Here is a 26,225-nt window from a genome sequence, read left to right as displayed (position 1 = left end):
CAGGCAAACATTGCGAGGTGATACGTCACGGCCGGCAGTGCGGATGACTCGGGCTTCAGGCGGCGCGCTTCAGCTCCTTGAAAGCCTGCAGCGCGCGACCGCGCGCGGCGGCATGGTCGACCAGGCGAGACGGATAGAGGCCTGGGTCCGGAGGCGAATCGGCGGTCCATGGCTGATGGATGGTCTTGGCCGGGAGATGGGCGAGCTCGGGCAGCCAGCGGCGCACATAGTCGCCGTCGGGATCGAATCTCTCGCCCTGCAGCACGGGATTGAAGATGCGGTAGTAGGGCTGGGCATCGGCGCCGCTGCCGGCGACCCACTGCCAGCTCGCGGCATTGTTGGCGGGGTCGGCATCGACCAGCGTATCCCAGAACCAGCGCTCGCCGATGCGCCAGTCGGCCAGCAGATCCTTGGTGAGGAAGGACGCCACGATCATGCGCACGCGGTTGTGCATCCAGCCCGTGGTCCAGAGCTGGCGCATCCCGGCGTCGACGATCGGATAACCGGTGCGGCCGCGCCGCCAGGCCTCGATCGCCTCGTCGGTGGCCTGCCACGGGAAGTCGTCGAACTCCGGTCGGAAGTTGCGACGGTCGAGCGGACCGAAATGGAACATGAGGTTGTAGGAGAACTCGCGCCATCCCAGCTCCGCGAGGAACTTCTCCGCAGCGGCCGAGCCGCTGCGCGTCGTCACGGCATGCCACGCCTGGCGGGGCGACAGCTCGCCGAAGGCGAGATGCGGCGACAGGCGCGACGTGCCGTCCAACGCGGGCCGATCACGCGCAGCAGGATAGTGGCGCAGGTCGTCATCGACGAAGTCGCCGAGCCTCGCCAGGGCCGCGGCCTCGCCCGGAGTCCAGTCCGCGCGCAGTCCGCCGGCCCAGTCCGGCTTGCGCGGCAGGAGCATCCACTCGTCGAGCCGGTCGCTGTCCGGCCAGACGCCGGGGCCAGCCACGCGGTCGGGTCGCGGCAGCGGCCGGGAGGGCGCGTCGAGGGCGCGGCAGGCGCGCCAGAAGGCGGTGAACACCTTGAAGGGCTGACCGGCCTTGGTCGCGACCTCCCAGGGCTCGAAGAGAAGGCTGCCATTGTGGCTGCGGGCCGCGATGCCGCGCTCGGCCAGCGTGCGCTTCAGGCCCGCATCGCGATTGCGGCTGCCCTCGTCGTAGGCGCGGTTCCAGTCGACCGACGCGGCATTGCACGCGGCCGCCAGCGCCAGGATCGTCTCTTCCGCCGGACCGCGGCGCAGGATCAGGCGCGAGCCGAAACGGCGCAGGTCGGCGTCCAGTGCCTCCAGGCTGTGGTGAAGCCACCATCGCGACGCCGCTCCCGCCGGCCGCACACCTTCGGTCTCGTCGTCCAGGACATAGACGGGCAGCACCGGCTGGCCCGAGGCGAGGGCGGTGGCGAGGGCGGGATTGTCGGCAAGCCGGAGATCACGGCGGAACCAGGCGATGGCGCAGGGCATGACATGAGATACGGCGGAGAACTCGCTCCGGATGGCCCGGATTCGCCGCCGGTCGAGAGGAGGCTACGACCGGGGGCAGCTCGGGAAAGGACGCATCTCGAGCGATTGCAGGTCGGCCGTCACGGTCACCAGTCCGGTCTCGACGGTCAGCCGGTCGAGCACGCCGTTCTCGAAGACCAGCGCGCTCACGGTGAACAGCGGCTCCTGCTGCTGGGAGCGGCCGCGCGTGAAGCTCATGAACACAGGCCAGGACTTCGAGGGCAATCCCGAAATCCCCTTGGCGCCCGGCTTCGACGCGCGCGGCGGGCCGCCCTCCTGCTCGGTCACCTCGACGAGGAAGGCATCGCCCAGCACCTCGGCGTCGAACATCAGGGCGGGAAACGACAGCGCCTTGGCCTGAAGTCTTCCGACCAGATGCTCGACGGCGGCGACCGGCATCATGGTGGGGGCCGGCAGGACCAGCTGGTCGGCCGGGCCGTCGCCGCGGACGATCTCCGCACGCACCTCTCCGTCGCGACGCTCGACCCGGCCCCGGGCTTCGCGCTCGCTGCCGTTCTGGCTCTGCCGCGTGCTGAAGCGGAACCGGTTGCCGCTGCGCGTCTCCTCGCCGTCCAGGGTCGAGGCCAGCCGCATCTTCCAGGAAGCGGTGAGGGCGATCTCCGTCTTGATGTCGCGGGTGAGATGCCAGCCGGCGCAATCGAGCTTGAGGTCGTTCACCGCCGTGCCGATCCGCGGTGCGCCGGACCCGACGCCCAGGCGCAGCGCGTACTCGGCGCGATGCGGCTGGACCTGCGCCAGGGCCATGGCCGGCGCGAGCAGGAGGCCTGCAAGAACGATACCCACCGAACGACGCATTGCACCACCTTGCGCAGGGCCCGCGAGCGGGTCAATCGTGCGCGCCATGAGTTTGCGTGACATCGTGGCCATATTTCGGCGCCGCGCGCCGTTGCCGGAATGCGGGCCGACCCGCGCGCATGGGGATGCGCATCCATGATGCCCTTCGCCTTCGCCTGTGCCGGCGAGACCCTGCAGGCACTGCCTGCAGGCGCGCTCTTCTGGCCGGCGCGTCGGATCCTGGCCGTCGCCGACCTCCACCTGGAGAAGGGCTCGTCCTACGCCGTCAACGCGCGCAAGCTCTTGCCGCGGCACGATACGCGCCAGACGCTGGCCATGCTCACCGCGCTGATCGACGGGCTCGAGCCGGCCACCGTGATCTGCCTCGGCGATTCGTTCCACGATCGCAGTGCCATCGCGCGCCTGCAGGAGGTCGAGCGGCGGACGATCGAGGGACTGACCCGGCGCACGCGGTTCGTGTGGATCGCCGGCAATCACGATCCCGCACCGCCGCCGGTGGGCTGGGGCGAGGTGGCGGAGGAGAAGGTCGAGGGGCCGCTGGTGTTCCGCCACGAGGCGCGCTTCGGCCCGGCCGCCGGCGAGGTCTCCGGCCATTTCCATCCGGTGGCGGCCCTGACCGTGCGCGGCCGTGGCCTGCGCCGTCGCTGCTTCCTGACCGACGGGCAGCGGCTGATCCTGCCGGCCTTCGGCGCCTATGCCGGCGGACTGAACGCGCTCGATCCGGCGATCGCGCAGCTTTTTCCCGACGACTATGACGCGCTGGTGGTGGGCCGCGACGCCGTGCGTCGCCTGTCGTGGCGCCAGCTTCGTCCCGACCTCACGCTGGCATGGGAGCGGGAGGCCGCGCGGCGGTAGCGTGTCAGGCGACGGCGCGGCTGTCCTGGTCGGCCTGGCGGGCCTGCTCGCTCTCGACCCAGCGGCGCGCCAGGTGCCATTCGCGAAAGACCGCGATGGGCCGCACGAGGCGGCCGATTTCGGCGAACAGCTCGGCCTGGCGATGGCAGCGGTCCTCCGTGGCGACGATCGCCAGCGGCCCGACAAGGCTTTCGCTTTCACGGCGGCGCACGAGGGCGGCGAGGTTGTGGATATCGTCCTCGCTGAAGACCGTGACGAGATCGGTGACGCCGAAGATCTTGCCGTAGGGACGCGCCCGTTCGTCGTCGAGGCGTGCGAGGAAGTCGATCAGGTCGCGCGGGCGAACGTCACCCTTGGCTACGGCAACGACGAGCCGGAGGCGATGGGAGACCGTCCACTGCAAGGGCATGCAATAACTGTGATGCCCCGGCCCGGGCGCTGCAAGGACAAAGCGGCAGGCCTCGGGTTGTATTGCCCGATGACATTGGTGTGACCGCGCGATCCGTCAGCGCTGCTCGGCGATCGGCGGCTGTGGCGTCTCTCCCGTACTGTTGACGTACATCACGCCGAGCAGGACGAAGGCGATCGCCAGACCGGCACAGATGATGGCGATCAGGGGACGGCTGTCGCGCGGCTCGACCGGCCTTGGATCGCCGGGCCGGCGCTCGGCCGCGGCCTTCCGATTGCTCTCCGCCACGCGCTCCTTGGGTGTTTCCACGGTGACCTCCTGGGATATTGGGGGGACCATGAAAGGCCAACGACAGGTTGGCGGCCCAGTTGCCGCGTGACGGAGGCGAAATGGTGCCGCCGGCAAGGCCTTGCGAAGGCGCTCCGCAACGGCCGTCGCGGCAGCTATTTCGGCAAGGCGTATTTCAGCGTGACCTCGCCCAGCCCTTCGATGCGGCCGACCGCGGTGCTGCCCGGCGGCACGAACTGGCAGGCGACCATGCTGCCTGTCGACACGATCATGCCCTTCTTCAGCGACTTGCCGTGCTCGCCGAGCTTGTTGGCGAGCCATGCCAGCGAGTTGTAGCAGTGGCCGAGCACGTCGCCGGAATGGCCGGTGCGCACGACCTTGCCGTCGAAGGCGATCGAACCCTCGAGATTGCCGAGATCGAGCTTCTTCCAGTCGCGGCCGGGCTTCGCCAGCAACGAGCCGCCGTTCCAGCCGACGTCCATGACCAGCCAGGGCACGGTGAGCCGGCTGTAGTCGGCGCCGCGGTCGTCGATGAGCTCGAAGCCGGCACGCGCCTCGCCGACGAACGGCGCGATCGAGTCCTTGTCGTAGGCCTTGCCGCGGGGGCGCGGCACGTCGGCGTTGAGCGTCAGGATGATCTCGAGCTCGACACCCAGCCGCGACCACTGGTCGGCGCGCACGACGGCCTTGTGCTCGAACACGCGCCGCTTGCGGATCGGTCCGTAGGCCGGCCCCTTGAGGCCGGTCTGCTCCCAGATCTGCGGCGAGGTGAGCGCGATCTTGTAGCCGACCAGCGGGCCCTGGCGCGGCACCAGCTTCTTCAGCAGCGCGTCCTGCACCTTGTAGGCGGCGCGCTCGTCGTCGGTCGCGAACTGCTCGGGCCACCAGCCGACGACGGCGCGCGCGCGGTGGACCTGATGGAGCCAGTTGGCGGCCCGGGCGATGCTGAAGGCCATGCGTTTCCTCCCCTTGCTTGGCGATGCGCGGGTCGCATAGTGCCACCATGGCGACCAAAGCGGAGCAACATTTCGGGCCGGTGCGGGCCGGCGCACTGGTCGGCGTCGTGCTGGCCGGCGGCGAGGGACGCCGCATGGGGCCGGGGCCTCTGAAGCCGCTGCGGCAACTGGGCGGCCGGCCGATGGTCTGCCACGTCGTCGAGCGGCTGCGGCCGCAGGTGATGGACCTCGTGGTCGTGGCCAACGACCCGATGCCGGAGGTGGAGGCGATGGGCGTGGCGGTCGTCTCCGATCCGCCCGACATCCAGGCGGCGGCCGCGCGCGAGGGGCGGCGGCTCGGTCCGCTGGCGGGGATCCTCGCCGGCATGGAATGGGCGCGCCGCCAGCATCCGCATGCCGGCTGGATTCTCACGGCGCCGGCCGACGTGCCGTTCCTGCCGCTCGATCTCAGCGTGAGGCTGTGCGGGCTGATGCACGTGCCGGAGCCCGACGTGCTGATGGTCGCCCATCGCGGGCGGCGCGAGCATACGCTCGCCGTCTGGTCGGTCGGGCTGGCGGCCGACCTGCGGCGGGCGCTGCTGGAGGAGGGGCTGCGGCGCGTCGAGGAGTTCGCCCGGCGCTACACGCTGCACGAGCTCGCCTGGCCGGGCGGCGCCTCTCCCTTCCTCAACGTCAACACGCCGGCCGACCTCAGCGCGGCGGCGCGCCGCCTGACGATGGCGCCGGCAGGTCCCCGGCGGGAGCCAGCTCGACCACGCTCCCGTCGATGACGAGCTTGCCCGCATTCTCGAAATTGACGGTGATGCGATGGCCGATCATCGACTGGATCTGGCCGAGGCCCCAGTCGGGCCGCTCCGGATGACGCACGAAGTCGCCTGGTGAGAGCAGCGCATTACCCGGCTTGCGCAACACGTTTTCGTGACTCCGGCGTATGGATACGATAGCCGCCGTTTGAGGAGGCGGAGAGGTCAATCTGACCTATAAGGTCCGCATCGTCACCCAGGAGGTTGCTGATGAATACCACCCGCATTGCCATCGCCACGGCCCTCGCCGCTGCCCTGGCCCTGCCGGCGGCAGCCCAGGCGCAGGGCAGCGAGAAATGCTTCGGCGTCGCCAAGGCCGGCAAGAACGACTGCCAGACGGCGAACTCGTCCTGTGCCGGCACGTCCAAGAAGGACGGCCAGGCCGACGCCTGGATCGCGGTCCCCAAGGGGACCTGCGACAAGATCGTGGGCGGCAGCCTCAAGGCGGGCTGACGTGACCGGGAGCCTCGCCGGCATCGGTCTGCGCGCGCCGCACCTGGCGGAGATCGCGCGCGACCGTCCGGCGGTGGACTTCCTCGAGATCCATGCGGAGAACTACCTCGCGGCGTCGCCGGCGCGGGCGGCCGTCGAGCGCCTGCGCGCCGACCATCCGCTGTCGATCCATGCCGTCGGCCTGTCGCTGGGCTCGCCCGACGGCCTCGATGCCGCGCATCTGGCCCGCGTCGCGGAACTGGTGCGTCGGCTGGAGCCGGCCTGGGTCTCGGAGCATCTGGCCTGGAGCACCTTCGATGGCCGCTATTTCAACGACCTGCTGCCGCTGCCCTACACCGAGGAAGCGCTGGCAGTCGTCGTGCGCAACGTGCAGCGGCTGCAGGATGCGCTCGGCCGCCAGGTCGCGGTGGAGAATCCGTCCTGTTACCTGGGCTTCGCCGGCTCGACGCTGAGCGAAGGCGAGTTCCTGGCCGAGCTTTCCGCCCGCAGCGGCTGCGGCCTGCTGGTCGACGTCAACAACATCGTCGTGACGGCCCACAACCTTCGTCTCGATCCGCTCGCCTGGCTGGACACGCTGCCGGCGGACGCCGTGACGCAGTATCATCTGGCCGGACATGCGGTGAACGATGCCGACGGGCAGGCGATCCTGATCGACGATCACGGCTCGCGGGTGAGCGACGGGGTCTGGGCGCTGTTCGCCCGTACCGTGGAGCGCTTCGGGCCGCGTCCCACCCTGGTCGAATGGGATACCGACGTGCCGGCCCTGTCCGTCCTGGTCGGAGAGGCCGATCGCGCCCGTCGGGCGCTCGGCGCCGGAGCGCAGCATGTCGACCGCGCTGCGTGACCTGCAGGCCCGCTTCGTCGCCGGGGTCATGACCGGCGATCCATCCGGCGTGCTCGCCGAGGTCACGGGAGACACCATCCCGGCAGCGGCGCGGCTGCGCGTCTATCGCCACCACATCCTCGAGAGCCTGGGCGCGGCGCTGGCCGCGACCTTTCCCACGGTCGAAGCCGTGGTAGGCGCCGGCTTCTTCCGGTCGATGGCCCACGCCTTCGTCGCCCAGTCGCCGCCGTCCCAGCCGGTGTTGGCGGAATACGGGGAGGGCTTTCCCGATTTCGTCGCCGGCTACCCGGCGGCGCGCGACCTCGCCTACCTGGCCGACGTGGCGCGGCTGGACTGGGCGCTCAACGTCGCCTTCCACGCCCCGGCGGACGGCCGGCTCGCGGCGGCGGACCTGGCGTCACGTCCGGCCGAGGAACTGCCCGCGCTGAGGCCCGCGCTGGCGCCGGGCACCTCGCTCCTGCGCTCGTCCTATCCCCTCGACCGGATCTGGGCAGCCTCGCAGCCCGGGGCGCCCGCCGACCCGGTCGAGGCCGCGTCCGGCGGGACCGACCTGCTGGTGCTGCGGCGGCCCGACGATTCGGCCTTCGTCGTCCTGGAGCCGGGCGAGGGCGCGTTCGTCGCTGTCCTCGCGGACGGGGGAACGCTCGAGGAGGCGGCCGTGGCGGTGGCTGCGTCGACCCAAGCTTTCGACCTGATGACGAGCTTTGCCCGCCTGATCTCCCTGGGCGCCTTTGCTGCACTGCGGTAGCCACTGCCGCGCCGGGGCCATAATCGCACGGAATCTGTAGAGATTTTCCGGATCCGCTGATGTTGCAGTGCACGACAAGTCGGCTGCACCGACGGCGAAGAATATTGCGGCGGGACCCGCCATCCCTATACTCCGCGCGCCTTTGAAGGCCGCCATCCCCCTTGGCGGTCTGGTGTGGTGCCTGCGAGTGGAGTTGCCGACGATGTCGATCACGTTGCCGCAGAATTACCGGCCGACGGAACGCGAGCCGTTCATGAATCCGATGCAGCAGGAATATTTCCGCCAGAAGCTGCTGAAGTGGAAGGGTGAGCTGATCGACGAGTCCAACCAGACGCTGCAGAACATGCAGGAGGAAAGCCTGGCGCAGCCCGATCTCGCCGATCGGGCGACCGCGGAAACCGACCGCTCGCTCGAGCTGCGTACCCGCGACCGTTTCCGCAAGCTGATCTCCAAGATCGACCAGGCGCTGAAGTCGATCGAGGAGGGGACCTACGGCTATTGCGAGGAGACCGGCGAGCCGATCTCCCTGAAGCGCCTCGAGGCCCGCCCGATCGCCACCTTGTCGGTCGAGGCGCAGGAGCGCCACGAGCGTCTCGAGCGCACCCGCCGCGACGAGGGCGCGGACTGACGGCGAAGCCGCCATCCGAGCGTAGCGAGGGATCTCTTCAGGCCCTTCGCTTCGCTCAGGGCTTCGCCTACTTCTCCGCCTGCAACTCCTGCCGCCGCAGCACGCGGCCGGCTCGGCCGTCGCCCGGCTTGCCGTCGCGCCAGACGATCGCCCCGTTGCACAGCACCGTGTCGATGCCGCGGGCCGGCGAGATCGGCTTCTCGAAGGTGGCGGTGTCGATCACGGTCGCCGGATCGAATACGCAGATGTCGGCATAGTAGCCGGGCTTGAGCTCGCCGCGCTTGGCGAGCTTGAAGCGCTGCGCCGAGTAGGACGTCATGCGGCGCACCGCGTCCTCGAGCGGGAAGAGCTTGAGGTCGCGCGAATAGTGACCGAGCACGCGCGGGAAGGTGCCCCACAGGCGCGGATGCGGATGGGTGTCGAAGGGGATGCCGTCGGAGCCGATCATGGCGCCCGGATGCGCCATCGCGCTCTGCACGTCCTTCTCGTCCATCATGAAGTAGATGGCGCCGGCGGGCTGCAGCCGGTCGGCCGCGTCGTGGATCGAGCAGCCCATCTCGGCGGCGATCTCCTTGAGGTCGCGGCCGCTCACGCCCTTCACCGTGTCCGACCAGGTGATCAGCACCTTGTCGGCGCGGTCGAGCATCTCCTTGCGCAGGATGGTTGAGCCGGCGACGTAGGGATAGACGTCGAAGGCGATGTCCTGCTGCTTCATCGCCTCGGTGAACTTCGGCAGCGTCTCCTTCATGCGGCCGAAGTTGGTGCGGCCCGAGCATTTGTGGTGAGAAACGATGACCGGCGCGCCGGCGCGGCGGCCGATCTCGAACGTCTCGTCCATCGACTTCAGGATATGGTCGCCCTCGTCGCGCATGTGGGCGGTGTAGACGCCGCCCCACTTGCCGAGCGGCATCGCGACCTCCGCCACCTCGTCGGTCGAGGCGGCCATCGCCGGCGGGTAGAAGAGGCCGCTCGACATGCCGATGGCGCCCTGCTCGAGGCTCTGGTCGAGCAGGTCGTGCATGACCTTGATCTCAGGCGCCGTCGCCTGGCGGGCGAGGTCGTTGCCGAGCGCATTCATGCGCAGCGTCGAATGGCCGATCAGGAAGGCGCCGTTGATCGCCGGCCGCGCCGCCTCGACCTTGCCGGCGAACTCGGCGAAGCTCTTCGAGACGTTTTCCTGCTTCTTCACGATCAGGCTGAGGAAGTGGCCGATATCGTCACGCACGAACGGCGCGGCCGAGGCGCCGCAGTTGCCGCACACGACAGTGGTGACGCCCTGGCTCGCCTTCATCGCCATGGTCGGGTTGTCGATCAGTGCCGTGTCGTCGTGGGTGTGGACGTCGATGAAGCCCGGCGCCACGACCTTGCCCGTGGCGTCGATCTCGTTGTCGCCTTTCAGCGCGCCCGGCGCCTCGATCGCCGCGATGCGGTCGCCCTTCAGGCCCACGTCGGCGGCGTACAGCTTCTTGCCGGTTCCGTCGGCCACCTGGCCGTTGCGGATGACGATGTCGTAATTGGCCATGTCAGCGGGTTCCTCAGGCTTCGTTGCGGCCGAGCCGCATGTCGAGGTCGAACGGATAGAGCGGCCGCTTGACCTTCTCGTACTTGAACAGCTTCAGGTCGGACGCGGTGCAGCCGTCACCGTCGCACATGACGATATGCTTGGCGATCGGCTCGAAGCCGGCACGGAAGTGCTGGCGCGACTTGATGAGAACGTACTTCTTGCGCCGCGGATCGATGCCGCAATGGGTGAAGACGCCGAGATCGTAGGGCTCCGCGCGCTTCTGGGAGACGACGATCTGCATCTTGCCGGTGTCGAGCACCGCGGTGCGGCCCATGCGCACGGTGGTGCCGGTGGCCATCGGCCCGGTCACGACGAACTCGCCGTCGGTGATCGCCTTGACCGTGCCGGTGACCTTGAGCGGCTTGCCCTTCAGGCCCATGGCCGGCATGTCGATCTTGCCGCCGAGATCGAGCGTCACCTCGGCGCCGACACCGGCCTTGATCATCTGCTCGACGCAGGCCGGATCGCAGATCGGTCCGGCGCAGGCGTCCTCGAGACCCTGCTTCATCGCCTCCTCGATCACGCTCATGACGTCCTGCGTGCCGCCGGAGGCGGTGTTGTCGCCGTGATCGGCCATCACGATCGGCCCGCCGTCCAGCGACTTCGCGCGTCCGACCTGGACCGACAGCGGCTCGGGATGGAACAGGAAGCCCTCGCGCTTCTCCCAGGCGGTGTCGAGGATGCGGTTGAGCAGGATCTCGCCCTCGGCGGTGCGCTTGTCGCAGACGATCACCGAGGAGAGGGCGAGGTGAGGGATGTCGGCCTGCGGGAAGCCGCCGAACACAGAGGCGTTCAGCACCTCGCCGCTGTCCTCGGCCCGGTTGGCCATGCCCATCAGGGTCTTCATCGGCTCGCGCGACGGCGTGTGGACCAGCGAACTGCTCATGATCGGACGGTTGCCCCAGACCATCCGGGGCTCGACCTCGCCGGCCAGCATGCGCATCAGCGTGCGGCCGGCGCGGCGGGCCGTGTCGGCCATGTCGATGTGGGGGTAGGTCCGGTACCCCGTCATGATCGAGGCGCCCTTGACCATGGCGTCCGTCATCTGGGTGTGGAAATCGAGCGCCACGGCGATCGGCACGTCGGGGGCGATCTTGCGCAGCCGGTTGAGCAGCTCGCCCTCGCCGTCGTCGAAATGCTCGGCAACCATGGCGCCATGCAGAGCGAGCAGGACGGCGTCACAGCCCTTGGCCACCGCGTCCACGATGGCGCCGGTCATCTGCTCGTAGGCGGCCTCGGTCACCAGGCCCGACGGATGGGCCGAGGCGGCCATCGGCACGGTGAACTCGGCGCCGGCCTGCCGCGCGACCTCGATGAAGCCGCCCAGGGACGTGTTGGTCCCCTCGGCGTCCTTGATGGCGCTGGGACCGTTTAGCGCACCCCAGCGGGCGAACGACTCGATCGGGGTGGGAAGCGGCGAGAACGTATTGGTCTCGTGCATCATCATGGCCACAACGAACTTCTTCTTCGCCAACGCTACCTCCACCGATCAGCAAACCATTGAGTAATCTAACGAATCGCCCGTTGCGTACCCGGATATAGCCTTGCACGCACTGCAAACCTGCCTCTCGGGATTCTTGTGCGTTGCAAAAAGGCAACACTTAGTCCGATCCACGAAACTCCCTAAGGCTGTGAAATCAGGCGCTTTTTTCCCTCTTGTATTTCGTTCGCAGGTGCACCATTCTCTGCCTGCGGCAAACGTCGCGTCAGCGACCTCTTTGTTTGCCGTATGCCCGTCTTGGGCGTTTCCTCCCTAAACTCGGGCCGTGCTAGTCACGGCCCCTTTTTTTTGACCCGGCCAGAGGGGCTCGGCAGAGAGGCCTATTCGGCGGCCAGCGAGTGGCCGACGGGCAGGGAGAGGGCCTGGGCCGCCATCTCCTCGAGCAGGCCGGCCATCAGCCGCGCCAGGGCTGTCGCACCCGCCAGCTTCCGGTGGCGGTTCTCGTCCATGTAGAGCGCCCGGTTTATTTCGATCTGCAAAGCGTGATGGCCGAGCGCCGGGCGGCCGTAGCGCTGGGTCGTGAAGCCGCCGGCATAGGGCTGGTTGCGCAGGACCTTGAGCCCCTGGCCGGACAGCCACCGGGCGGCCGCGTCGACCAGCGCCGGCGCGCAGGCCTCGCCGTGATTGTCGCCCAGCACGATGTCGACCCGCTGGTCTCGGTCGCGATGCCCGCTGCCCGAGGCCGAGGAGGGCATGGAATGGGCGTCGATCAGCAGGACGCCGCCGAACTGGCGCTGGGTCGCGAGGACCAGGGAGGACAGCGCGCCGTGATAGGGGCGCCAGCAGGTCTCGAGGCGGCGCTCGATTTCGTCGGACGAGACGCGGCCGCGGTAGATCGCCTCGCCGCTGGCGGCGACGCGCGGGATCATGCCCAGCCCGGCCGCGACGCGCGTCGTGCGGTGGTTCAGGGGGCGCGGCAAGGGCCCCTCGAACATGCCCGGATCGAGCTCGTAGGGCTCGCGGTTGACGTCGACGTAGGAGCGCGGAAAGCGGGCCGCGAGCAGGGGCATGCCGAGAGAGGGGGCCGCAGCGAAGAGCTCGTCGACGAAGGCATCCTCGGCGCGCCGCAGGGCCGACAGGGGAACCGCCGCCTGGGCCAGGAATGTCGCCGGGTAGACCGCGCCGCTGTGGGGTGAGGCGACCACCACCGGCACGGTCTGGCGCAGCGGGGGACGATAATCCAGGGCTTCGTGATCGAACGCGGCCGGCAAGGACTCCATGCCCTGCGTCATAGCGCGGCACGGCCGGCGCGTCACGCCTCGGCGCCCTCGATTGCACCGGCGCACTTGCCAACCGCCAGGCTGCGATGTAGACGACCGCTCTTTCCGGCGATGCCCTGAGAAATCGGGGGCGCGTAGCTCAGCGGTAGAGCACTGTCTTGACATGGCAGGGGTCACAGGTTCAATCCCTGTCGCGCCCACCATCGCCCACCACAATCCCTTGTCCGATTTCTTCTCCCTCTATTCCCACGAATTCGTGCGGATCGCCTGTTGCGTGCCTCGCACCCGGGTCGCCGATGCCGCCTTCAATCTCGCCGAGACGCTGCGTCTGGCCCGCGAGGGCGATGCGGCGGGCACGGCGATCATGGTCTTTCCCGAGCTCGGCCTGTCCTCCTACGCCATCGAGGACCTGCTGCTGCAGGACGCGCTGCTCGACGAGGTCGAGGAGTCGGTGGCAGCGGTCGTGGCCGCCTCGGCCGCGCTGTTCCCGATCCTGATCGTCGGCGCGCCGCTGCGCGTCGCCGGCCGGCTTTACAACACGGCGATCGTCGTCCATCGCGGCGCCATCCTGGGCGTGGTCCCGAAGACCTACCTGCCGAACTATCGCGAGTTCTACGAGAAGCGGCACTTCGTGTCGGGCGCCAATGTCATCGAGCCGCGCATCCGGCTGGCCGGGCAGGAGGTGCCGTTCGGCACCGACATTCTGTTCCGCTCCACGGGCTCGGTGCCGCTCACCTTCCACGTCGAGATCTGCGAGGACATCTGGGTGCCGGTGCCGCCGTCGAGCCATGCTGCGCTCGCCGGGGCCGAGGTGCTGGTCAACCTGTCGGCCAGCAACATCACCATCGGCAAGGCCGAGGCGCGGCGTCTCCTGTGCGGAAGCCAGTCGGCGCGCGGCATCGCGGCCTACGCCTATTCGGCGGCAGGGCCGGGCGAATCGACCACCGACCTCGCCTGGGACGGCCACGCGGCGATCTTCGAATGCGGTGACCAGCTCGCCGAGACGCAGCGCTTCGACCCCGACTCGACGACGGTGCGCGCCGATATCGACCTCGGCCGCATCCGCCAGGAGCGGCTGCGCAACAACGGCTTCGCCGACTGCGCGATGCTGGAGGGCGAGCGCGTGCGCCGCTTCCGCAAGCTCGACTTCGTGCTCGACGCGCCGGCGCAGAGCGTCGCGCTCGACCGGGCCATCGAGCGCTTTCCCTACGTGCCGTCCGATCCGGCCAGGCTGCGCGACAATTGCTACGAGGCCTACAACATCCAGATCCAGGGCCTGGTGCAGCGCCTGCAGTCGAGCCGCACCGAGCGGGCGATCATCGGCGTGTCCGGCGGCCTCGATTCGACCCAGGCGCTGATCGTGGTCTGCCGCGCCATGGACCAGCTCGGGCTGCCGCGCAGCAACGTGCTCGCCTACACGCTTCCGGGCTTCGGCACGTCCGACAAGACCTACCGCAACGCCTGGCGGCTGATGAAGGCGCTGGGTGTGACGGCGGCGGAGATCGACATCAAGCCGGCGGCGCGCCAGATGCTGGGCGACATCGGCCATCCGTTCGGCAAGGGCGAGAAGGTCTACGACGTCACCTTCGAGAACGTGCAGGCGGGCCTGCGCACCGACTACCTGTTCCGGTTGGCCAACCAGCATCGCGGGCTGGTGGTGGGCACCGGCGACCTGTCCGAGCTGGGGCTGGGCTGGTGCACCTACGGCGTCGGCGATCACATGTCGCACTACAATCCCAACGGCTCGGTCTCGAAGACGCTGATCCAGCACCTGATCCGCTTCGTCGCCGCCTCGGGCGACGTCAGCGCCGAGACCGCCGCCGTCCTGCACGACATCCTCGACACCGAGATCTCGCCCGAGCTGATCCCGGCTGGCGCCGGCGGTGCCATCCAGTCGACCGAGCAGTCGGTGGGCCCGTACGCGCTGCAGGACTTCAATCTCTTCTACCTGACGCGGCTCGGCTACCGGCCCTCGAAGATCGCCTTCCTGGCCTGGAACGCCTGGCACGACGCTGACCGGGGGGCCTGGCCGGCCAACCTGCCGGACGGCACGCGGCGCGCCTTCGATCTCGCCGAGATCCGTCACTGGCTGCAGCTCTTCCTGCGCCGCTTCTTCACCAACCAGTTCAAGCGTTCGGCGCTGCCCAACGGGCCGAAGATCTCGTCGGGCGGATCGCTGTCGCCGCGCGGCGACTGGCGCGCCCCGTCGGACGGCAGTCCCGACGTCTGGCTGGCGGAGCTGGAACAGGCCGTCCCCAAGGGCTGACTTCCGCGCCGGCCAGCCTCTGAAGTACAAGTCCCTGAAGTACAAGTAGCGATCGGGAGGAAGGTCGATGCCGCTCAAGATCACCAAGACCGTCAAGCAGATGGTCGACGAGGCCAACGCCAGGATCGAGACCCTGCCGCTCGCCGAGGCGATGAAGATGCACGGCCAGGCGGGCGTCACCTTCATCGACATCCGCGATCCGCGCGAGCTGTGGCGCGACGGCACGATCCCGGGAGCGATCAACGTCACGCGCGGCATGCTCGAGATGTGGATCGATCCCGAGAGCCCCTACGCCAAGGACTATTTCCAGACCGGCAACAAGTTCGTCTTCTTCTGCGCCGGCGCCTGGCGCTCGGCGCTGGCGACGCGGACGGCGCAGGACATGGGCCTCACCCCGGTGGCGCATTTCGAGGGCGGCTTCGGCGCCTGGAAGAAGGCCGGCGGTCCCGTCGAGAAGGTCGAACCCAGGAAGTAGGGTTGGCGATGGGTCCCGACGCCGTCCTGGTGCCGCAGCCTTCTGCCGAAGACTTCCCCGATTTCGTTTCCATTCCCGGGCGCATCGCCCGGCATGCGCGCGACTTCCCGGAACGGCGCGCCGTCGTCTGCGGCGACACGAGTCGCACCTGGCGGGAATTCGACCGCCGGGTCGGCCGGGTCGCGCGGGCGCTGGCGGCAATGGGCCTGGGACGCGGCGACAAGATCGCGATCCTGGCGGCCAACTCGGGCGAGTATCTTGAGACCTTCATGGGCGCGCTGCGCGCCGGCGCCTGCGTCGTGCCGCTGTCGACCATGGCCGCCGCCGACGCGCTGGAGAAGATGCTCGACGACTGCGACGCCAGGGTGCTGTTCCTGTCGGACCGGTATCGCGGCCTGGTCGAGCCCTGGGAGGACCGGCTGTCGAAGCTGATCCCCGGCGGCCGCATCGCCTACGATTTCGAGCGGCCGGGCTGGCGCGCCTTCGAGGGCTGGCTGGCGCTGGCCGACGACGCGCCCTTCGAGCGGCCCCTGGATCGCCTCGACGACTTCAACATCATCTACAGTTCGGGCACGACTGGCCTGCCCAAGGGCATCCTGCACAGCCATGCCATGCGCGACCTGCTGGCCGTGCGCTTCGCCGCCTTCGACTACGGGCCGGATACGGTGTCGCTCGCCTCGACGCCGCTCTATTCCAACACGACGCTGGTTTCGGTGCTGGCGACGCTGGGCGGGGGAGGTACCACCATCCTGATGCCGAGGTTCGACGTGGTGCGCTTCCTCGAGATCGCCGAGCGCGAGCGCGTCACCCACGCGATGCTGGTGCCGGTGCAGTACCAGCGCATCCTCGCCCATCCGGACTTCGCGCGGTACGACCTCGGCGCCTTCAAGGCCAAGCTGTCGACCAGCGCGCCGCTGCGCGCCCACATCAAGGCCGACTGCCTGGCGCGCTGGCCGGGGCGGCTGATCGAGATCTACGGGCTGACCGAGGGTGGCGCGAGCTGCACCCTCGAGGCCAACCTCCATCCCGACAAGCTGCATACGGTCGGCAAGCCCGGCCTCGGCAGCGAGATCGTCGTGCTCGACGAGGCCGGCCGGGTGCTGCCCCAGGGCGAGGTCGGCGAGCTGGCCGGCCGCGCCCAGATCATGATGAAGGGCTACCATGGGCAGGACGGCAAGACGCGCGAGCTGTTCTGGCACGATGCCGAGGGAAGGCTGTTCTTCCGCTCGGGCGACATGGGGCGCATCGACGAGGACGGCTTCGTCGTGCTCCTGGACCGCAAGAAGGACATGATCATCTCCGGCGGCTTCAACGTCTATGCCGCCGACCTCGAGGTGCTGCTGCTCGAGCACCCCGACGTGATCGACGCGGCCGTGATCGGCATCCCGAGCGATGAGTGGGGCGAGACGCCGCTCGGGCTCTGCGTGCTGCGGCCCGGCGCGGCGACGACGGCCGAGGAGCTGCGCGACTGGGCCAATGGGCGGCTCGGCAAGACGCAGCGCCTGGCGGCGGTGGAAATCCGTGACTCGCTCCCGCGCAGCACCATCGGCAAGATCATGAAACGCGAGCTGCGCGAACCCTATTGGGCCGGTCGCACGGCCAGGATCTGAGGCACCATGAGCGAACCAACCCTGCGGACGTCCCATCTCTTCACCCTGACCCTCGAGGTCGATCCGAAGGCCACCGACATCGGCAAGACGCCCTACGGCGGCCGCCGCATCGCCACCGTGACCGGCGGGCACTTCGAGGGCGAGGAGCTGCGCGGCACCGTCCTGCCCTCGCCGGGCGGCGACTGGCTGCTGCTGCGCAACGACGGCATCCTGCAGCTCGACGTGCGCATCACGCTCAAGACCGACGACGACCATCTCGTCTACATGAGCTACCGCGGCATGCGCCACGGCCCGGCCTGGGTGATCGAGCAGCTCAACAAGGGCGAGAAGGTCGATCCCGGCCAGTACTATTTCCGCACCACGCCATGGTTCGAGACGGCATCGGAGAAGTACCGCTTCCTCAACCGCATCGTCTCCGTCGCCACCGGCCGCCGCGAGCCCGCCGGCCCGGTCTACGAGGTCTTCCAGGTCCTGTAGGCTCTCGCCGGACCGCGGGCCTCCAGGCCCGCTTCATGTCATCCTGAGCGTAGCGAAGGATCTCATGCCCGTGGCGAACGGCGATGAGGTCCTTCGCTTCGCTCAGGACGACAGAAAAGAGCGGGCCCGGAGGCTCGGGGTCGGCAAGAGTCAGGCGATCTTCGCCAGCACCGGCAGGATGTACTCGCGGAACTTCGCCGGGTTCTCGATCATCGGGAAGTGGCCGACTTCCTTCATGATCGTCATCTCGACGCCGGGAATCTGTGCCGACGTGCGCCTCGTGTCCTCGGGCGTGCAGGAGAAGTCGTATTCGCCGGTCAGCAGGTAGAGCGGGCACACCGACGTATCGATCGCCTTCACCTTTTCGCGCAGGTCGCCGTCGACGCGATAGAAGTAGAGGTCGCCCTTGAAGATGCCGGGGCCGCCCTGCATGTACATCCACAGCGTCTCGTGACGGCTGGCCGGCGGGCTCTGCGGCGCGATCAGGCCGGAGACCAGCGCGGCGCAGACCTCGCCGCCGTGCACGTCGGGCCGGTGCAGCCAGGCGGTATCGTACCAGGGCTGCTGGAAGTCGGCGGCCTCGAGCGCGATCAGGGCGCGGAACTCCGCCGCGTGCGCGATCGCGAGGTTGAGCACGATGCGCCCGCCGATCGAGCAGCCCATCAGCGCCGGCCGGTCGAGTTCCATCGCGCGGCAGAAAGCGCGGATGGCGGCGGTGTAGGACCCGGTCGTCAGCCGGTACTCGGTCTTCTCCCATCCGTCGGGCGGCGTCGACTTGCCGTGCCAGGGCATGTCGAAGGCGAGCACGCGGAAGCGCGCCGTGATCTCGGGATCGGCCAGCAGGTGGCGGTACTGCCGGCCGTCGGCGCCGGCAGTGTGCAGGCAGACCAGCGGGATGCCGTCCGGCGGACCGGCTTCCTCGAAATAGAGCCGGTGGGCGACACCCTCGATGTCGAGCCGCAGGTAGCGGCCCACCACGGGATCGAGTGCAGGTGCCATGCTCAGGACTCCCGCGGCGCCCGGCGCGGCAGGGCTGGCCGGTCCTTGCATTTCTGTAGGCTGGGTCGGCGAGGCATTGCGAGGCCTGGCGTATGCACCATGAAATCAGCGTTCGTGGTCATTTTCGAACCAATCCATCTTCCGTAAGTTGGCCGCCGGGCGCGCGATCACGACCGGGTGTTTGCCGGGGCGGCCTTGCGCAGACGCTGGACCTCGTCGACGACATCGCCCTGGCCGGTCTGCCGGGCCAGCGAGTCGGCCCGTTCCAGAAGCGGACGCGCGGTCGCCGGGTCTCCCTGCAGAAGGGCGCTGCGGCCGGCGCGCAGGTAGAGACCGGCCGCCCGGGCGGTCTGGCCGGCGCGCCCCGCGGCGTCACCCGCCCATGCCAGCGCCCGGGCCATGCCGCGATAGTCGAGCGCCAGCTGCCGGTCGGCGGCGGCGCGCTCGAACAGCGCCAGGGCATCGACGTCACGTCCCTGCAGCAGCGCCGAACGGCCTTGCAGTTCCGCGAGATCGGCGGCGAAGTCACTGGCGCCTTCGGCGGACGGCTTGCGTGTCGTCAGCGCCCCGATGGCGCGCGACAAGGTTGCGCCGTCGCCGCGATCGGCGGCGATCAACCCGCGAATGAACCAGGCACGGGCGAGCGTGTCGGGGTCGCCGCCAGCGTCGTCCAGGACAGGCCGCAGAGCCGCCAGGGCCGCATCGGGAGCGCCGTTGCGGTAGGCGGCGGCCGCCTCCGCGAGGAAAAGTGCCGCGGGCGTTGCCACGCCGCGTCGGTCGAGCTCGGCACGCACCTCGTTGATGGTCGCCATGGCTGCCCGCGGATCGTTGGCCCGCATCAGGGCGAGCGCCAGGTTGAAGCCGGAATCGGCGATGGCGCCCGCGTCATCGCGCTCGTAGGCGCGCGCCAGCGCGGCCTTGTACTCGCGCACGGCCAGCGCCGACAGTCCCATCGACATCGCCTGCGCGCCTGCGCGGCTCGCCTGCTCGAGCGTCTGGTCGACTGGCGGACCCTTTTCCTCGCTCCCACCGCCGCAGGCGGCCATCGCCGAGGCCACGACGACGACGCCCATGAGCCGCAGCACGGTCACGGCCTTACCTCCACCGGGGGAAGCCGCCGGCTCGGGGCAGCAGGCGGGGTGCCGGAGCCGCCGAGCAGCCAGCTGCGGCGCAGTTGGCCGAGCAGCAGCTCCAGCTCGTGGGCGGCGATCTGCGCCTGCAGCAGCGTCGCCGGCAACGCGTCGGTCGTCGCCACGACGTTGTCGGCGATCTTCGGCGTGCTCGAGGCAAGGCTGCGCATGGTGGTCTGCAACGACGTCAGCACCGAGTCGGTCTTGCGCAGCACCTGGCCGATCTGCGGGTCCTTGGCGGTGCGTTCCAGCTGTGCGATCAGCGAGCGAGTGTTCTCCACGGTGAGCTGCAGCTCGGCCACCAGCTTGTCGCTGGCCAGAAGCTGGCCGACGGTCCCTTCGCCCTTCTCGAGGCGTTCGGCGATGACGGCGGTGGACGACAGCGTCCGCTCCAGCGGCCCGGTCGGGTCGGCGGCGCGCCGCGCCACCTCGGTGAAGGCAGCGGTGGCCCTCTGCACGTCATCGAGCAGCGGCATCACCTTGCCCCGCACCTCCATGAGGATACCGTCGAGCGTGTCGGTGGGCGCCTTCTCGCTGCGCGCCGACAGGATCGCGCGGTTCCAGTCGAGCGGTGGGCCGCTGCCCCGCGAGATCTCGATGTATGCCGCGCCGGCCACCGCGAACTGGCGTCGGATGGAAACCGTCGAGTCCTGCCGGATGAAGTACTTCATGCGGTCGTCGACGCGCGCCACGGCGTGCATGCCCTCGTCGGGATCGATGACGATGCGGCGCACCTCGCCGGCGCGGGTGCCGAGCACGAGGACCTCGGCACCGGGCGCGAGGCCCGACACGCCCTCTTCCGGCAGCATGATGCGCAGGGTCGTCGAAGGCTGGAACCACTCCTTGAGCAAGCCGACATGGATCAGCGCCGCGACGAAGGCCGCGACGCACAGCACCACGACAAGTCCGACCTTCTCGTCGAACTGCAGGATGCCGAGGATCGAGCGCTTCACGGCCGGATCCGCGCCGGCATCAGGCCGCGGCCGTCGAGGCGGAGCACCCGATCGGTCTGGACGAGCCGCGCGGCCCGGGCGGCGAGGTTCGCGATGATCCACAACACGGCGGCACCGCGGCCCGCCGCGGCGGCGATGGCCTGCGCCATGGGCAACGCCAGGTCGGACACTTCCTCGACCGCCTGCTCCTGGATCACCACCATGTCGGGCTCTCCCAGAAAGCCGCGCACGCAGGCGGCGCGCAGCAGGGTCGCGCGGCGGATCGTCTCCCGCGGGCCGACGGGAAGGCCGGGCAACCCGAACATCCGCGCGAGGCCGGTCGCCTCGGCCAGCACCTCCGCTCGCGGTTGTCCCGACCGGAAGGTTCTTGCCAGGAGCACAGATTCGTCCACGCTGAGGTGCGTCGGCCAGGTTTCCGCCTGCAGGACGGCGCCGATCCGGCGTCGCCGCCGCAGGCGCTCGACCGGCGTCCGCGTCGTCCAGTCGACTCCGAGGAAGCGCGCATGGCCGTTCGCGGGATCGGAGAGGCCGAGGCAAAGGCCGACCAGTGACACCGCATCGAAGGCATCCTCGACCTGCACGATCGCCACGTCGCCACGTCCGAGGTCCAGGCTGAAGGCAGTGCCGGCCCGCGTGCCGTCGCGACCAGCGAGCGCCACGCTCCGCAGCGAAAGGACCGATCCGGCCGGAAGAGAAGTCATGCGAGGTCGAGCAGGCTGTTGACGGCGAGGATGGCGAGGGCGGACCGCACGAAACCGCGCGGCACCAGACGCTGCAGCTCGTCGCTCTCGCCGTAGCGGGTGAGGCCGGTGGCGCAGCAGGTCACGCCGACGAAGAATCCGATGGCCAGGCACTTGAGCGGCGGCAAGATGAAGTCACGCCCGGCGAGCGACCGCGACACGAGGTCGACGAAATCGAAAATGGAGTATGCGACCAGCCCCAACGTATGCGCCACCAGATAGCCGGTGAGGAGAGTAGTGACCACGAGCACGGTTGCAAGGCAGAACGCCCCGACGGCGAACGCCAGCGCCCGCGGCATGATCAGAAGCTCCATCGCATCGAGCCCCTGGACTTCGTAGAGGCGCAGCCAGCCGTTGATCCGCGCCTCCCCGAGCTCGATCAGGGTAGCCGTGCCGTTGCGGCCGAACACGATGAGACCGACCAGGATCGGCACCAGCTCGCGCACCAGCACGGCCGCAATCACCGGTCCGACTGCGCTGGTCGTACCGGTCTGTGCAAGCCAGTACACGGCCTGCGACACCAGGGTGAAGCCAACGAGGAGGCCGGTGGCGATCGTCGTCGGCAGCGAGCCCAGGGCGACATGGCGCAGCACGCGCTGGAACTCGTTCCATACCGGGGCGCTCCAGCTGCCCCGCCGGAAGGCCGCGGCGACGACGGTCGCCGCGAAGGCCATGAAGAGCAGCAGGCTGCGAACGTTCTCCGAGGTCGCCGCGCCGATCCTCCCCAAGCCGCGCAGCACCCAGGGGCGCCGGCCTTCCCGACTCGCACCGGTGGAGGTCATAGCTGCCCGACCAGCACGAACGTGCGCATGCTGCCGGTCTCCGGAAGGAAGTAGCTGCCGCGCGGCCGGAACAGGAAGGCGTCGGCCAGCAGCTCGTAGACCGGCTCCGAGACCGCGATGCCTCGCCGCGCCGTCGTGCCGGCGAGCACGCGCGCGACACCGACCGATCCGCCCCAGAGATGACGACCCGGCGGGTCGCCGCCGTCGCTCGAGCACATCGCCATGCCGACATCGACCGCCAGGCCGAAATCGAGGCTCGCGCCCAGCTCCTCCTCGAGCTCGACGAATCGGTCGCGAAGCTCGACCATCACCTGCGCAACGCGCAGGGCACCCTCGCCCGCACCGTCGGGGCCGTCCGCCAGGGCAGCCACGACCATCTGATCGTCCAGCCGCGCGGCATAGTCGAGCCCGCTCGACTCGATGATGCGATGCAGATCCCGCATGATCGTGTCCATCACCGTCGGCGCCTCCGCGCTGCCCGACCGCTGCACCATCGTCGTCCACTCCGGCAGCCTGACGACCCCGACCGCTGCCGCGTCGACAACGCGGTCGCCCAGCGACTCCAGCAGCCCGCTCTGCCGAAACAGGGTGCGCTCGACGCGCGTCCGGCGACGCGCCAGGCCGTCGGGCGCGACGGCGTCCGGCATGGCGGGACGGATCGCCTCGGTGCGCACCGCGGGCGACGGCGCGGCTGCCGGTGCCACACCGGTGAAACGCATCGCCAGCAGAATCGCCAGCATTTCGCAGTAGGCAGCGAGCCCACGGGCCGAATCGCCGGTCGGCGGATCCTCCACCGTCAGCATGCCGACGAGATGGCCGTTCGACTGCAGCGGCTGGATATAGACTCGCCCGATGTCGAGCGGCGACAGGTAGCTCGCGAACAGCCCCGCCGTTCTCGGCTCACGCTCCGCGCCCTGCGCATCGATCGGCGCACCCGTCGCCAGCGCGCTGAAGAGCTCGAACAGCTCGTCATGGCGCAACTCCAGGCCCGACGTGTGCCCTTCGACCGCGCGGTCGAAGCAGTCCTCGCAGCGCAGGGTCCGTCCGTCCGCCGACAGGCGCCAGACGGCGACCCGTTTGGCGTCGCAGGCCCGCGCCGCGCCCTCCGTGGCGGACTGCAGCGCGCGGTCCGTGGAGTCCTGCGACGAGGCCTCGCGCACCAGGTCGGCTGCGCTCAGCACCTGCAGTTCCGCCGTCTGCTGGCGGGCCAGCGCGGCGGCCGAGCGCCGGTCCGCACGCACGCTGCGCCAGGCCAGCGATCCCGAGATGCCGGCGACGAGGAACAAGGCGGCGATCGAGCCGTAGAGGATGTCCTGGCTGGAGAGGCCCGCCGATTCGGTGGTCGGCGTGTAGCTCAGGACCCGCCACTCGTTGTCGGTCAGCCGGCGCATGCGCTGGGCGGCGACGACCACGTGCTCGCCGCCGCCGACATCGATGATCTTCCTGTCGAACGGCGCAACGCGCCACTGATCGTAGATGTAGGCCAGGATCGGATCGCCCACCTGGTCGATCAGAGGCGCCCGCGCATCCGGCCCGGTCGGGAACCATCCCGGGTCGGGATAGGCGACGATGCGGCCGGCGCCGTCGATGATGAGGGCCTTGCCGCCGGGGCCGACATATTCGTTGTCCCTGAGGATGCTCGAGACGGAAGCCAACTCGACATCGAGCGCCATGACGCTGCGCGGCCTGCTGTCGCCTTTCACGAACTGGGGAATCGCCAGCGTCACGCCGGGAGTGGCAGCGCGCGCCTTGCCCCAGGGCGGCAGAATGTAGGCATCCGTCCACACCTGCTGGCCTGTTCGTTCGGCCTCCCGATACCAGGACTGGGTTCGCGGGTCGTAGGCGTCCACCGGCCGGCTCGTGGTCGACTGCAGCCCCTCCGCGTCGCGTCGCGTGGTCTCGATCTGGCCCTTGCTGCGATTGCCCCAGATCGTGTCCATGGTGCCGCGCTCGTTGCGCACGATGCGGACGTAGTCCCCTGCGGGATCGACGTAGGTGAAGGCCACGACCTGGGGCGTGCGGGGCAGGACAAGCTCCGCCAGCCGGGCGATCTCCCAGCCGCCGTCCGTGACGCTGCGCCCGTAAGCGGCGACCGAGGCGATCTCGAGGAACTGCTGTGCCGGGTTGAAGTAGCCCCGAACCTGCGACGCCAGACGGCGCTCGGAATCGCCCAGTTTGCCGGAGAGGAGAAACTCGAGCCGGCGATTGCCCTCGTAGGCGTAGTAGGCCATGGCCGACGCGAGGGACACCACCAGGAGAAAGCCCGTCAACGCCCAGAAGGGCCGCAGTCGTTTCGGCCGACGCGCCGGTGTCGCGGCGGCAGTTGCCGACGGCTCCGATGCCGCCGCCTTGCCGGACGGCGTCGCGTGAGGCGCTCGTTCGAACAGGTAGGCCATGCCCTTCTCACTACGGCAACTGCGTGCCGGGATACGCAATCGCACTTGGCCGACCTCCATCGGATGATCGGCTTTGCAGGGCAAGAGTGCAGTGCTTGGCGGCCTGCCACAAGGGCGGGCCTGGGGGGGCAGGACCGCCGGCCATCCGAACCCATGACGACGAACGTATTGCCCCGAAAGGGATCCTTGCCGACGTCAGCCAGCGCGTCTCGAAGCGTCCTATCCGGGCGGGCGATGCCGCGCTGCCCTGAACCGCCTTGCCGCCGACGATCCAGCGCATCGCCGGATCATGGCGCGGGCTCCCGGCGAGGCGGCGCCGGCAGATCCTTGATTTGCTGTAAGTGGCCTTTGTGTAGCGCCCCCCAGACCACCCACAAGCCTGACGTGAGCGTGAAGGGGGCTCCTGGGCCGAGTGCGCAAGCTGGACCCCAAAACTTCCCTAGTGCTGCGCGGCATCGGCGGTTCACTTGAGATATTTGAGGCCGAGGCGCAGGCTGGGATCAAGGCGGGTCGCCACTGCCCTGACGATAAGCCGGTAGTGGTCGACTGCCTGCGGCAATGGATTTTCATTCAATAACGCGCGCGAACAAGGATAGGCTTTCTTCCCTTTTTGAGGACATTGCAGATGGGGAAGCAGTTGGCGCGCCGAAATCTCTCTCCAACCGAGAGAGCTGCTATCTGGCAGGCACATAACCGACGATGTGCATACACGGGCGTCCAAGTGCCACTAAGCGACCTAGAGATTGATCACATCATTCCGTTCTCCGTCGATGCCAAGGAGTTGGACGAGTTGAAGGCCGACGGGGTCATTCCAACTGACTTCGACTTGGATGGACTGGGGAACTTGCTACCCACAACGCGATTTCAGAATAACCGAAAGAGGGCAAATGTAAGGACCAAGAGCCACCTGCTGCACTTCCTTGGCGTTGCAGAGCAGTATCGTTCGGCGGTGGAGCACTACATTCGGGCGAGTACCGGAGAGGACAAGGTCCTCTCGGCATTTCTGAGACTTAAAGCGCAGGCAGAGCAAAACGATCTCACTGTGGACGACATCATTGATATTCAGCGGCAGCAAGCGGATGGGGTAACCCGTGTTCGACTATCACCTCAGGTTCAGGGCGCGCAAGATTCGACCTTACTGAATGCGGAGCTTGCAGCTGAGCTCATGAAGAAGCCTTTTGCGCTGGGCGGCGGACACATCACTGAGGTGGTCCTGCAAACGCATGACGGTCATGAGGTGAAGTGCAGAGATTGCAACGCTTTCTTAGAAGCGGTGAAAGAGAAGTATTGGCCGAAGACGCAATTCGATATCAACTGCTACAGCATGGCGAGCCAAAATTGCGATATGCTGCGTGCGCTTGAACACGCTCGGTATGCGCCGGCATCGTTGATTCGCTATCCAAGGGTTACTTGTAAGGACTTGGATCGTTGGTCCGGTGAGTGGGTTCGGAGCATATCCATCGATATCCAAGACGCGGAGGCGAAGGTCCTATTCACTCTGGGCACGAGCATTCGCGATTTGGTCGAACGTGGAGCTTGCGAAGTGGTGTCACTTTCGGATTGGCATTTTGACGTTCGTAGCAAGTATGGCCTCGCCGTCATCGTGAGCGAGTTGTTTCGCGCGGATCTTGATGGTGATGGAGCGGAAGAGATTTTGGTTTTTCCGCTAACCTATGCGCCGGGGGGTACCCTGCGTGCAGGCGTAGTTGAGGTGGCGCGACCTGCCATTGACGGTCTTATTTACCCGGAAGCTGTTGGGGCTGGGGGAGAGGCACCGACAGGTGACACATGACAAATCTCTGAGACTTCGT

The 26,225-nt window shown here is 68.6% G+C and carries 27 protein-coding genes and 1 tRNA gene; 13 read left to right on the top strand and 15 right to left on the bottom strand.

What is annotated here, in order from left to right; translation table 11 throughout:
* Positions 1-55: 55 nt before the first annotated feature.
* Together ACO073_RS18490 and ACO073_RS18485 are read right to left on the bottom strand one after the other, a co-directional pair.
* On the bottom strand, positions 56-1,462 hold the full coding sequence (locus ACO073_RS18490) for a cryptochrome/photolyase family protein (protein ID WP_421999156.1): 1,407 nt from the start codon (positions 1,460-1,462) through the stop codon (positions 56-58).
* A 63-nt stretch (positions 1,463-1,525) separates the two neighbouring features.
* On the bottom strand, positions 1,526-2,305 hold the full coding sequence (locus ACO073_RS18485; RefSeq protein WP_421999155.1) for an EipB family protein: 780 nt from the start codon (positions 2,303-2,305) through the stop codon (positions 1,526-1,528).
* 147 nt (positions 2,306-2,452) lie between these two features.
* Here ACO073_RS18485 and pdeM point away from each other — a divergent pair, with 147 nt between their 5' ends.
* Positions 2,453-3,172 carry a ligase-associated DNA damage response endonuclease PdeM gene (pdeM, locus tag ACO073_RS18480; protein WP_421999153.1) on the top strand — a complete coding sequence of 240 codons (720 nt, stop codon included), beginning with the start codon at positions 2,453-2,455 and terminating at the stop codon, positions 3,170-3,172.
* A gap of 4 nt (positions 3,173-3,176) precedes the next feature.
* Here the strand turns inward: pdeM and ACO073_RS18475 are convergent, their stop codons facing one another.
* From ACO073_RS18475 to ACO073_RS18465, 3 genes are all read right to left on the bottom strand, one after another.
* The gene (locus ACO073_RS18475) at positions 3,177-3,581 is read right to left on the bottom strand and encodes a hypothetical protein (protein WP_421999151.1); all 405 of its coding nucleotides are present in this window, start codon (positions 3,579-3,581) and stop codon (positions 3,177-3,179) included.
* Positions 3,582-3,677: 96 nt separating this feature from the next.
* Positions 3,678-3,890, bottom strand: coding sequence for a hypothetical protein (locus tag ACO073_RS18470; RefSeq protein ID WP_421999150.1), 213 nt, complete (start codon positions 3,888-3,890; stop codon positions 3,678-3,680).
* A gap of 134 nt (positions 3,891-4,024) precedes the next feature.
* Positions 4,025-4,825, bottom strand: a complete 801-nt coding sequence (locus ACO073_RS18465; RefSeq protein ID WP_421999148.1) for a 2-keto-4-pentenoate hydratase — start codon at positions 4,823-4,825, stop codon at positions 4,025-4,027.
* Positions 4,826-4,872: 47 nt separating this feature from the next.
* Here ACO073_RS18465 and mobA point away from each other — a divergent pair, with 47 nt between their 5' ends.
* Positions 4,873-5,595 carry a molybdenum cofactor guanylyltransferase gene (mobA, locus tag ACO073_RS18460; protein ID WP_421999146.1) on the top strand — a complete coding sequence of 241 codons (723 nt, stop codon included), beginning with the start codon at positions 4,873-4,875 and terminating at the stop codon, positions 5,593-5,595.
* On the opposite strand, the gene ACO073_RS18455 is transcribed toward mobA, so the two are convergent.
* Positions 5,516-5,692, bottom strand: coding sequence for a DUF3553 domain-containing protein (locus ACO073_RS18455; protein ID WP_422002175.1), 177 nt, complete (start codon positions 5,690-5,692; stop codon positions 5,516-5,518). The two genes, mobA and ACO073_RS18455, sit on opposite strands and share 80 nt — an antisense overlap.
* 146 nt (positions 5,693-5,838) lie before the next feature.
* Between ACO073_RS18455 and ACO073_RS18450 the strand changes: the two genes are divergently transcribed.
* The 4 genes from ACO073_RS18450 to dksA all read left to right on the top strand — a co-directional run bounded on the left by ACO073_RS18450 (position 5,839) and on the right by dksA (position 8,301).
* The gene (locus ACO073_RS18450) at positions 5,839-6,081 is read left to right on the top strand and encodes a DUF2282 domain-containing protein (RefSeq protein WP_421999144.1); all 243 of its coding nucleotides are present in this window, start codon (positions 5,839-5,841) and stop codon (positions 6,079-6,081) included.
* A gap of 1 nt (position 6,082) precedes the next feature.
* The gene (locus ACO073_RS18445; protein WP_421999143.1) at positions 6,083-6,925 is read left to right on the top strand and encodes a DUF692 domain-containing protein; all 843 of its coding nucleotides are present in this window, start codon (positions 6,083-6,085) and stop codon (positions 6,923-6,925) included.
* The gene (locus tag ACO073_RS18440; RefSeq protein WP_421999141.1) at positions 6,906-7,673 is read left to right on the top strand and encodes a putative DNA-binding domain-containing protein; all 768 of its coding nucleotides are present in this window, start codon (positions 6,906-6,908) and stop codon (positions 7,671-7,673) included. The genes ACO073_RS18445 and ACO073_RS18440 overlap by 20 nt, the downstream gene beginning before the upstream one ends.
* A 202-nt stretch (positions 7,674-7,875) precedes the next feature.
* Entirely contained in the window at positions 7,876-8,301 is a 426-nt protein-coding gene (gene dksA / locus ACO073_RS18435) for an RNA polymerase-binding protein DksA (protein ID WP_421999139.1), read from the top strand.
* Positions 8,302-8,368: 67 nt separating this feature from the next.
* Here dksA and ACO073_RS18430 read toward each other — a convergent pair whose 3' ends face one another.
* The 3 genes from ACO073_RS18430 to ACO073_RS18420 form a co-directional block, all read right to left on the bottom strand.
* A complete protein-coding gene (locus ACO073_RS18430) occupies positions 8,369-9,823 on the bottom strand; it encodes an N-acyl-D-amino-acid deacylase family protein (RefSeq protein WP_421999138.1) in 1,455 nt (484 codons plus the stop codon).
* A gap of 13 nt (positions 9,824-9,836) precedes the next feature.
* Positions 9,837-11,339: a M81 family metallopeptidase gene (locus ACO073_RS18425; RefSeq protein ID WP_421999137.1), complete on the bottom strand. Its 1,503-nt coding sequence runs from the start codon at positions 11,337-11,339 to the stop codon at positions 9,837-9,839.
* A gap of 347 nt (positions 11,340-11,686) precedes the next feature.
* Positions 11,687-12,586, bottom strand: a complete 900-nt coding sequence (locus ACO073_RS18420) for an N-formylglutamate amidohydrolase (RefSeq protein WP_421999136.1) — start codon at positions 12,584-12,586, stop codon at positions 11,687-11,689.
* 128 nt (positions 12,587-12,714) lie between these two features.
* On the opposite strand from ACO073_RS18420, the gene ACO073_RS18415 reads away from it, so the two are divergent.
* The 5 genes from ACO073_RS18415 (at position 12,715) to ACO073_RS18395 (ending at position 17,414) form a co-directional block, all read left to right on the top strand.
* Positions 12,715-12,789: transfer RNA gene (locus ACO073_RS18415), tRNA-Val, on the top strand.
* Entirely contained in the window at positions 12,750-14,852 is a 2,103-nt protein-coding gene (locus ACO073_RS18410) for an NAD(+) synthase (protein WP_422002173.1), read from the top strand. Before ACO073_RS18415 ends, ACO073_RS18410 begins: the two co-directional genes overlap by 40 nt.
* A gap of 67 nt (positions 14,853-14,919) precedes the next feature.
* Positions 14,920-15,327 carry a rhodanese-like domain-containing protein gene (locus ACO073_RS18405; protein WP_421999135.1) on the top strand — a complete coding sequence of 136 codons (408 nt, stop codon included), beginning with the start codon at positions 14,920-14,922 and terminating at the stop codon, positions 15,325-15,327.
* A gap of 8 nt (positions 15,328-15,335) precedes the next feature.
* Positions 15,336-16,937 (top strand): class I adenylate-forming enzyme family protein, encoded by a 1,602-nt coding sequence (locus tag ACO073_RS18400; protein WP_421999134.1) that lies wholly within the window; start codon positions 15,336-15,338, stop codon positions 16,935-16,937.
* 6 nt (positions 16,938-16,943) lie between these two features.
* Entirely contained in the window at positions 16,944-17,414 is a 471-nt protein-coding gene (locus ACO073_RS18395; protein WP_421999133.1) for a DUF3237 domain-containing protein, read from the top strand.
* A 150-nt stretch (positions 17,415-17,564) separates the two neighbouring features.
* On the opposite strand, the gene ACO073_RS18390 is transcribed toward ACO073_RS18395, so the two are convergent.
* The 6 genes from ACO073_RS18390 to ACO073_RS18365 form a co-directional block, all read right to left on the bottom strand.
* Positions 17,565-18,413 (bottom strand): alpha/beta fold hydrolase, encoded by an 849-nt coding sequence (locus ACO073_RS18390; protein WP_421999132.1) that lies wholly within the window; start codon positions 18,411-18,413, stop codon positions 17,565-17,567.
* A gap of 167 nt (positions 18,414-18,580) precedes the next feature.
* Positions 18,581-19,504, bottom strand: coding sequence for a hypothetical protein (locus tag ACO073_RS18385; RefSeq protein ID WP_421999131.1), 924 nt, complete (start codon positions 19,502-19,504; stop codon positions 18,581-18,583).
* Entirely contained in the window at positions 19,501-20,496 is a 996-nt protein-coding gene (locus ACO073_RS18380; RefSeq protein ID WP_421999130.1) for an MlaD family protein, read from the bottom strand. The genes ACO073_RS18385 and ACO073_RS18380 overlap by 4 nt, the downstream gene beginning before the upstream one ends.
* Positions 20,493-21,197 carry a hypothetical protein gene (locus ACO073_RS18375; RefSeq protein WP_421999129.1) on the bottom strand — a complete coding sequence of 235 codons (705 nt, stop codon included), beginning with the start codon at positions 21,195-21,197 and terminating at the stop codon, positions 20,493-20,495. Before ACO073_RS18375 ends, ACO073_RS18380 begins: the two co-directional genes overlap by 4 nt.
* Complete coding sequence (locus ACO073_RS18370) at positions 21,194-22,018, bottom strand: ABC transporter permease (protein ID WP_421999128.1); 825 nt, start codon at positions 22,016-22,018, stop codon at positions 21,194-21,196. Before ACO073_RS18370 ends, ACO073_RS18375 begins: the two co-directional genes overlap by 4 nt.
* Complete coding sequence (locus tag ACO073_RS18365) at positions 22,015-24,414, bottom strand: GAF domain-containing protein (RefSeq protein WP_421999127.1); 2,400 nt, start codon at positions 24,412-24,414, stop codon at positions 22,015-22,017. The genes ACO073_RS18370 and ACO073_RS18365 overlap by 4 nt, the downstream gene beginning before the upstream one ends.
* A gap of 412 nt (positions 24,415-24,826) precedes the next feature.
* Here ACO073_RS18365 and ACO073_RS18360 point away from each other — a divergent pair, with 412 nt between their 5' ends.
* Together ACO073_RS18360 and ACO073_RS18355 are read left to right on the top strand one after the other, a co-directional pair.
* The gene (locus ACO073_RS18360) at positions 24,827-24,991 is read left to right on the top strand and encodes a hypothetical protein (protein WP_421999126.1); all 165 of its coding nucleotides are present in this window, start codon (positions 24,827-24,829) and stop codon (positions 24,989-24,991) included.
* Positions 24,992-25,039: 48 nt separating this feature from the next.
* Positions 25,040-26,206 (top strand): HNH endonuclease, encoded by a 1,167-nt coding sequence (locus ACO073_RS18355; protein WP_421999125.1) that lies wholly within the window; start codon positions 25,040-25,042, stop codon positions 26,204-26,206.
* The last annotated feature ends 19 nt before the right edge of the window (positions 26,207-26,225 follow it).

Source organism: Reyranella sp. (assembly GCF_965229815.1).
Taxonomy (GTDB): Bacteria; Pseudomonadota; Alphaproteobacteria; order Reyranellales; family Reyranellaceae; genus Reyranella.
Note: the sequence above shows the minus strand (reverse complement) of the source record. Positions and strands in the feature narration are given on the sequence as shown.

Coding starts and splice junctions, on each gene's coding strand:
- ACO073_RS18490 (WP_421999156.1), bottom strand. CDS start 1,462: ATGCCCTGCGCCATCGCCTGGTTCCGCCGTGATCTCCGGCTTGCCGAC.
- pdeM (WP_421999153.1), top strand. CDS start 2,453: ATGATGCCCTTCGCCTTCGCCTGTGCCGGCGAGACCCTGCAGGCACTG.
- ACO073_RS18475 (WP_421999151.1), bottom strand. CDS start 3,581: ATGCCCTTGCAGTGGACGGTCTCCCATCGCCTCCGGCTCGTCGTTGCC.
- ACO073_RS18465 (WP_421999148.1), bottom strand. CDS start 4,825: ATGGCCTTCAGCATCGCCCGGGCCGCCAACTGGCTCCATCAGGTCCAC.
- mobA (WP_421999146.1), top strand. CDS start 4,873: ATGGCGACCAAAGCGGAGCAACATTTCGGGCCGGTGCGGGCCGGCGCA.
- ACO073_RS18450 (WP_421999144.1), top strand. CDS start 5,839: ATGAATACCACCCGCATTGCCATCGCCACGGCCCTCGCCGCTGCCCTG.
- ACO073_RS18440 (WP_421999141.1), top strand. CDS start 6,906: ATGTCGACCGCGCTGCGTGACCTGCAGGCCCGCTTCGTCGCCGGGGTC.
- dksA (WP_421999139.1), top strand. CDS start 7,876: ATGTCGATCACGTTGCCGCAGAATTACCGGCCGACGGAACGCGAGCCG.
- ACO073_RS18430 (WP_421999138.1), bottom strand. CDS start 9,823: ATGGCCAATTACGACATCGTCATCCGCAACGGCCAGGTGGCCGACGGA.
- ACO073_RS18420 (WP_421999136.1), bottom strand. CDS start 12,586: ATGGAGTCCTTGCCGGCCGCGTTCGATCACGAAGCCCTGGATTATCGT.
- ACO073_RS18410 (WP_422002173.1), top strand. CDS start 12,750: ATGGCAGGGGTCACAGGTTCAATCCCTGTCGCGCCCACCATCGCCCAC.
- ACO073_RS18405 (WP_421999135.1), top strand. CDS start 14,920: ATGCCGCTCAAGATCACCAAGACCGTCAAGCAGATGGTCGACGAGGCC.
- ACO073_RS18400 (WP_421999134.1), top strand. CDS start 15,336: ATGGGTCCCGACGCCGTCCTGGTGCCGCAGCCTTCTGCCGAAGACTTC.
- ACO073_RS18395 (WP_421999133.1), top strand. CDS start 16,944: ATGAGCGAACCAACCCTGCGGACGTCCCATCTCTTCACCCTGACCCTC.
- ACO073_RS18390 (WP_421999132.1), bottom strand. CDS start 18,413: ATGGCACCTGCACTCGATCCCGTGGTGGGCCGCTACCTGCGGCTCGAC.
- ACO073_RS18375 (WP_421999129.1), bottom strand. CDS start 21,197: ATGACTTCTCTTCCGGCCGGATCGGTCCTTTCGCTGCGGAGCGTGGCG.
- ACO073_RS18370 (WP_421999128.1), bottom strand. CDS start 22,018: ATGACCTCCACCGGTGCGAGTCGGGAAGGCCGGCGCCCCTGGGTGCTG.
- ACO073_RS18365 (WP_421999127.1), bottom strand. CDS start 24,414: ATGGCCTACCTGTTCGAACGAGCGCCTCACGCGACGCCGTCCGGCAAG.
- ACO073_RS18355 (WP_421999125.1), top strand. CDS start 25,040: ATGGGGAAGCAGTTGGCGCGCCGAAATCTCTCTCCAACCGAGAGAGCT.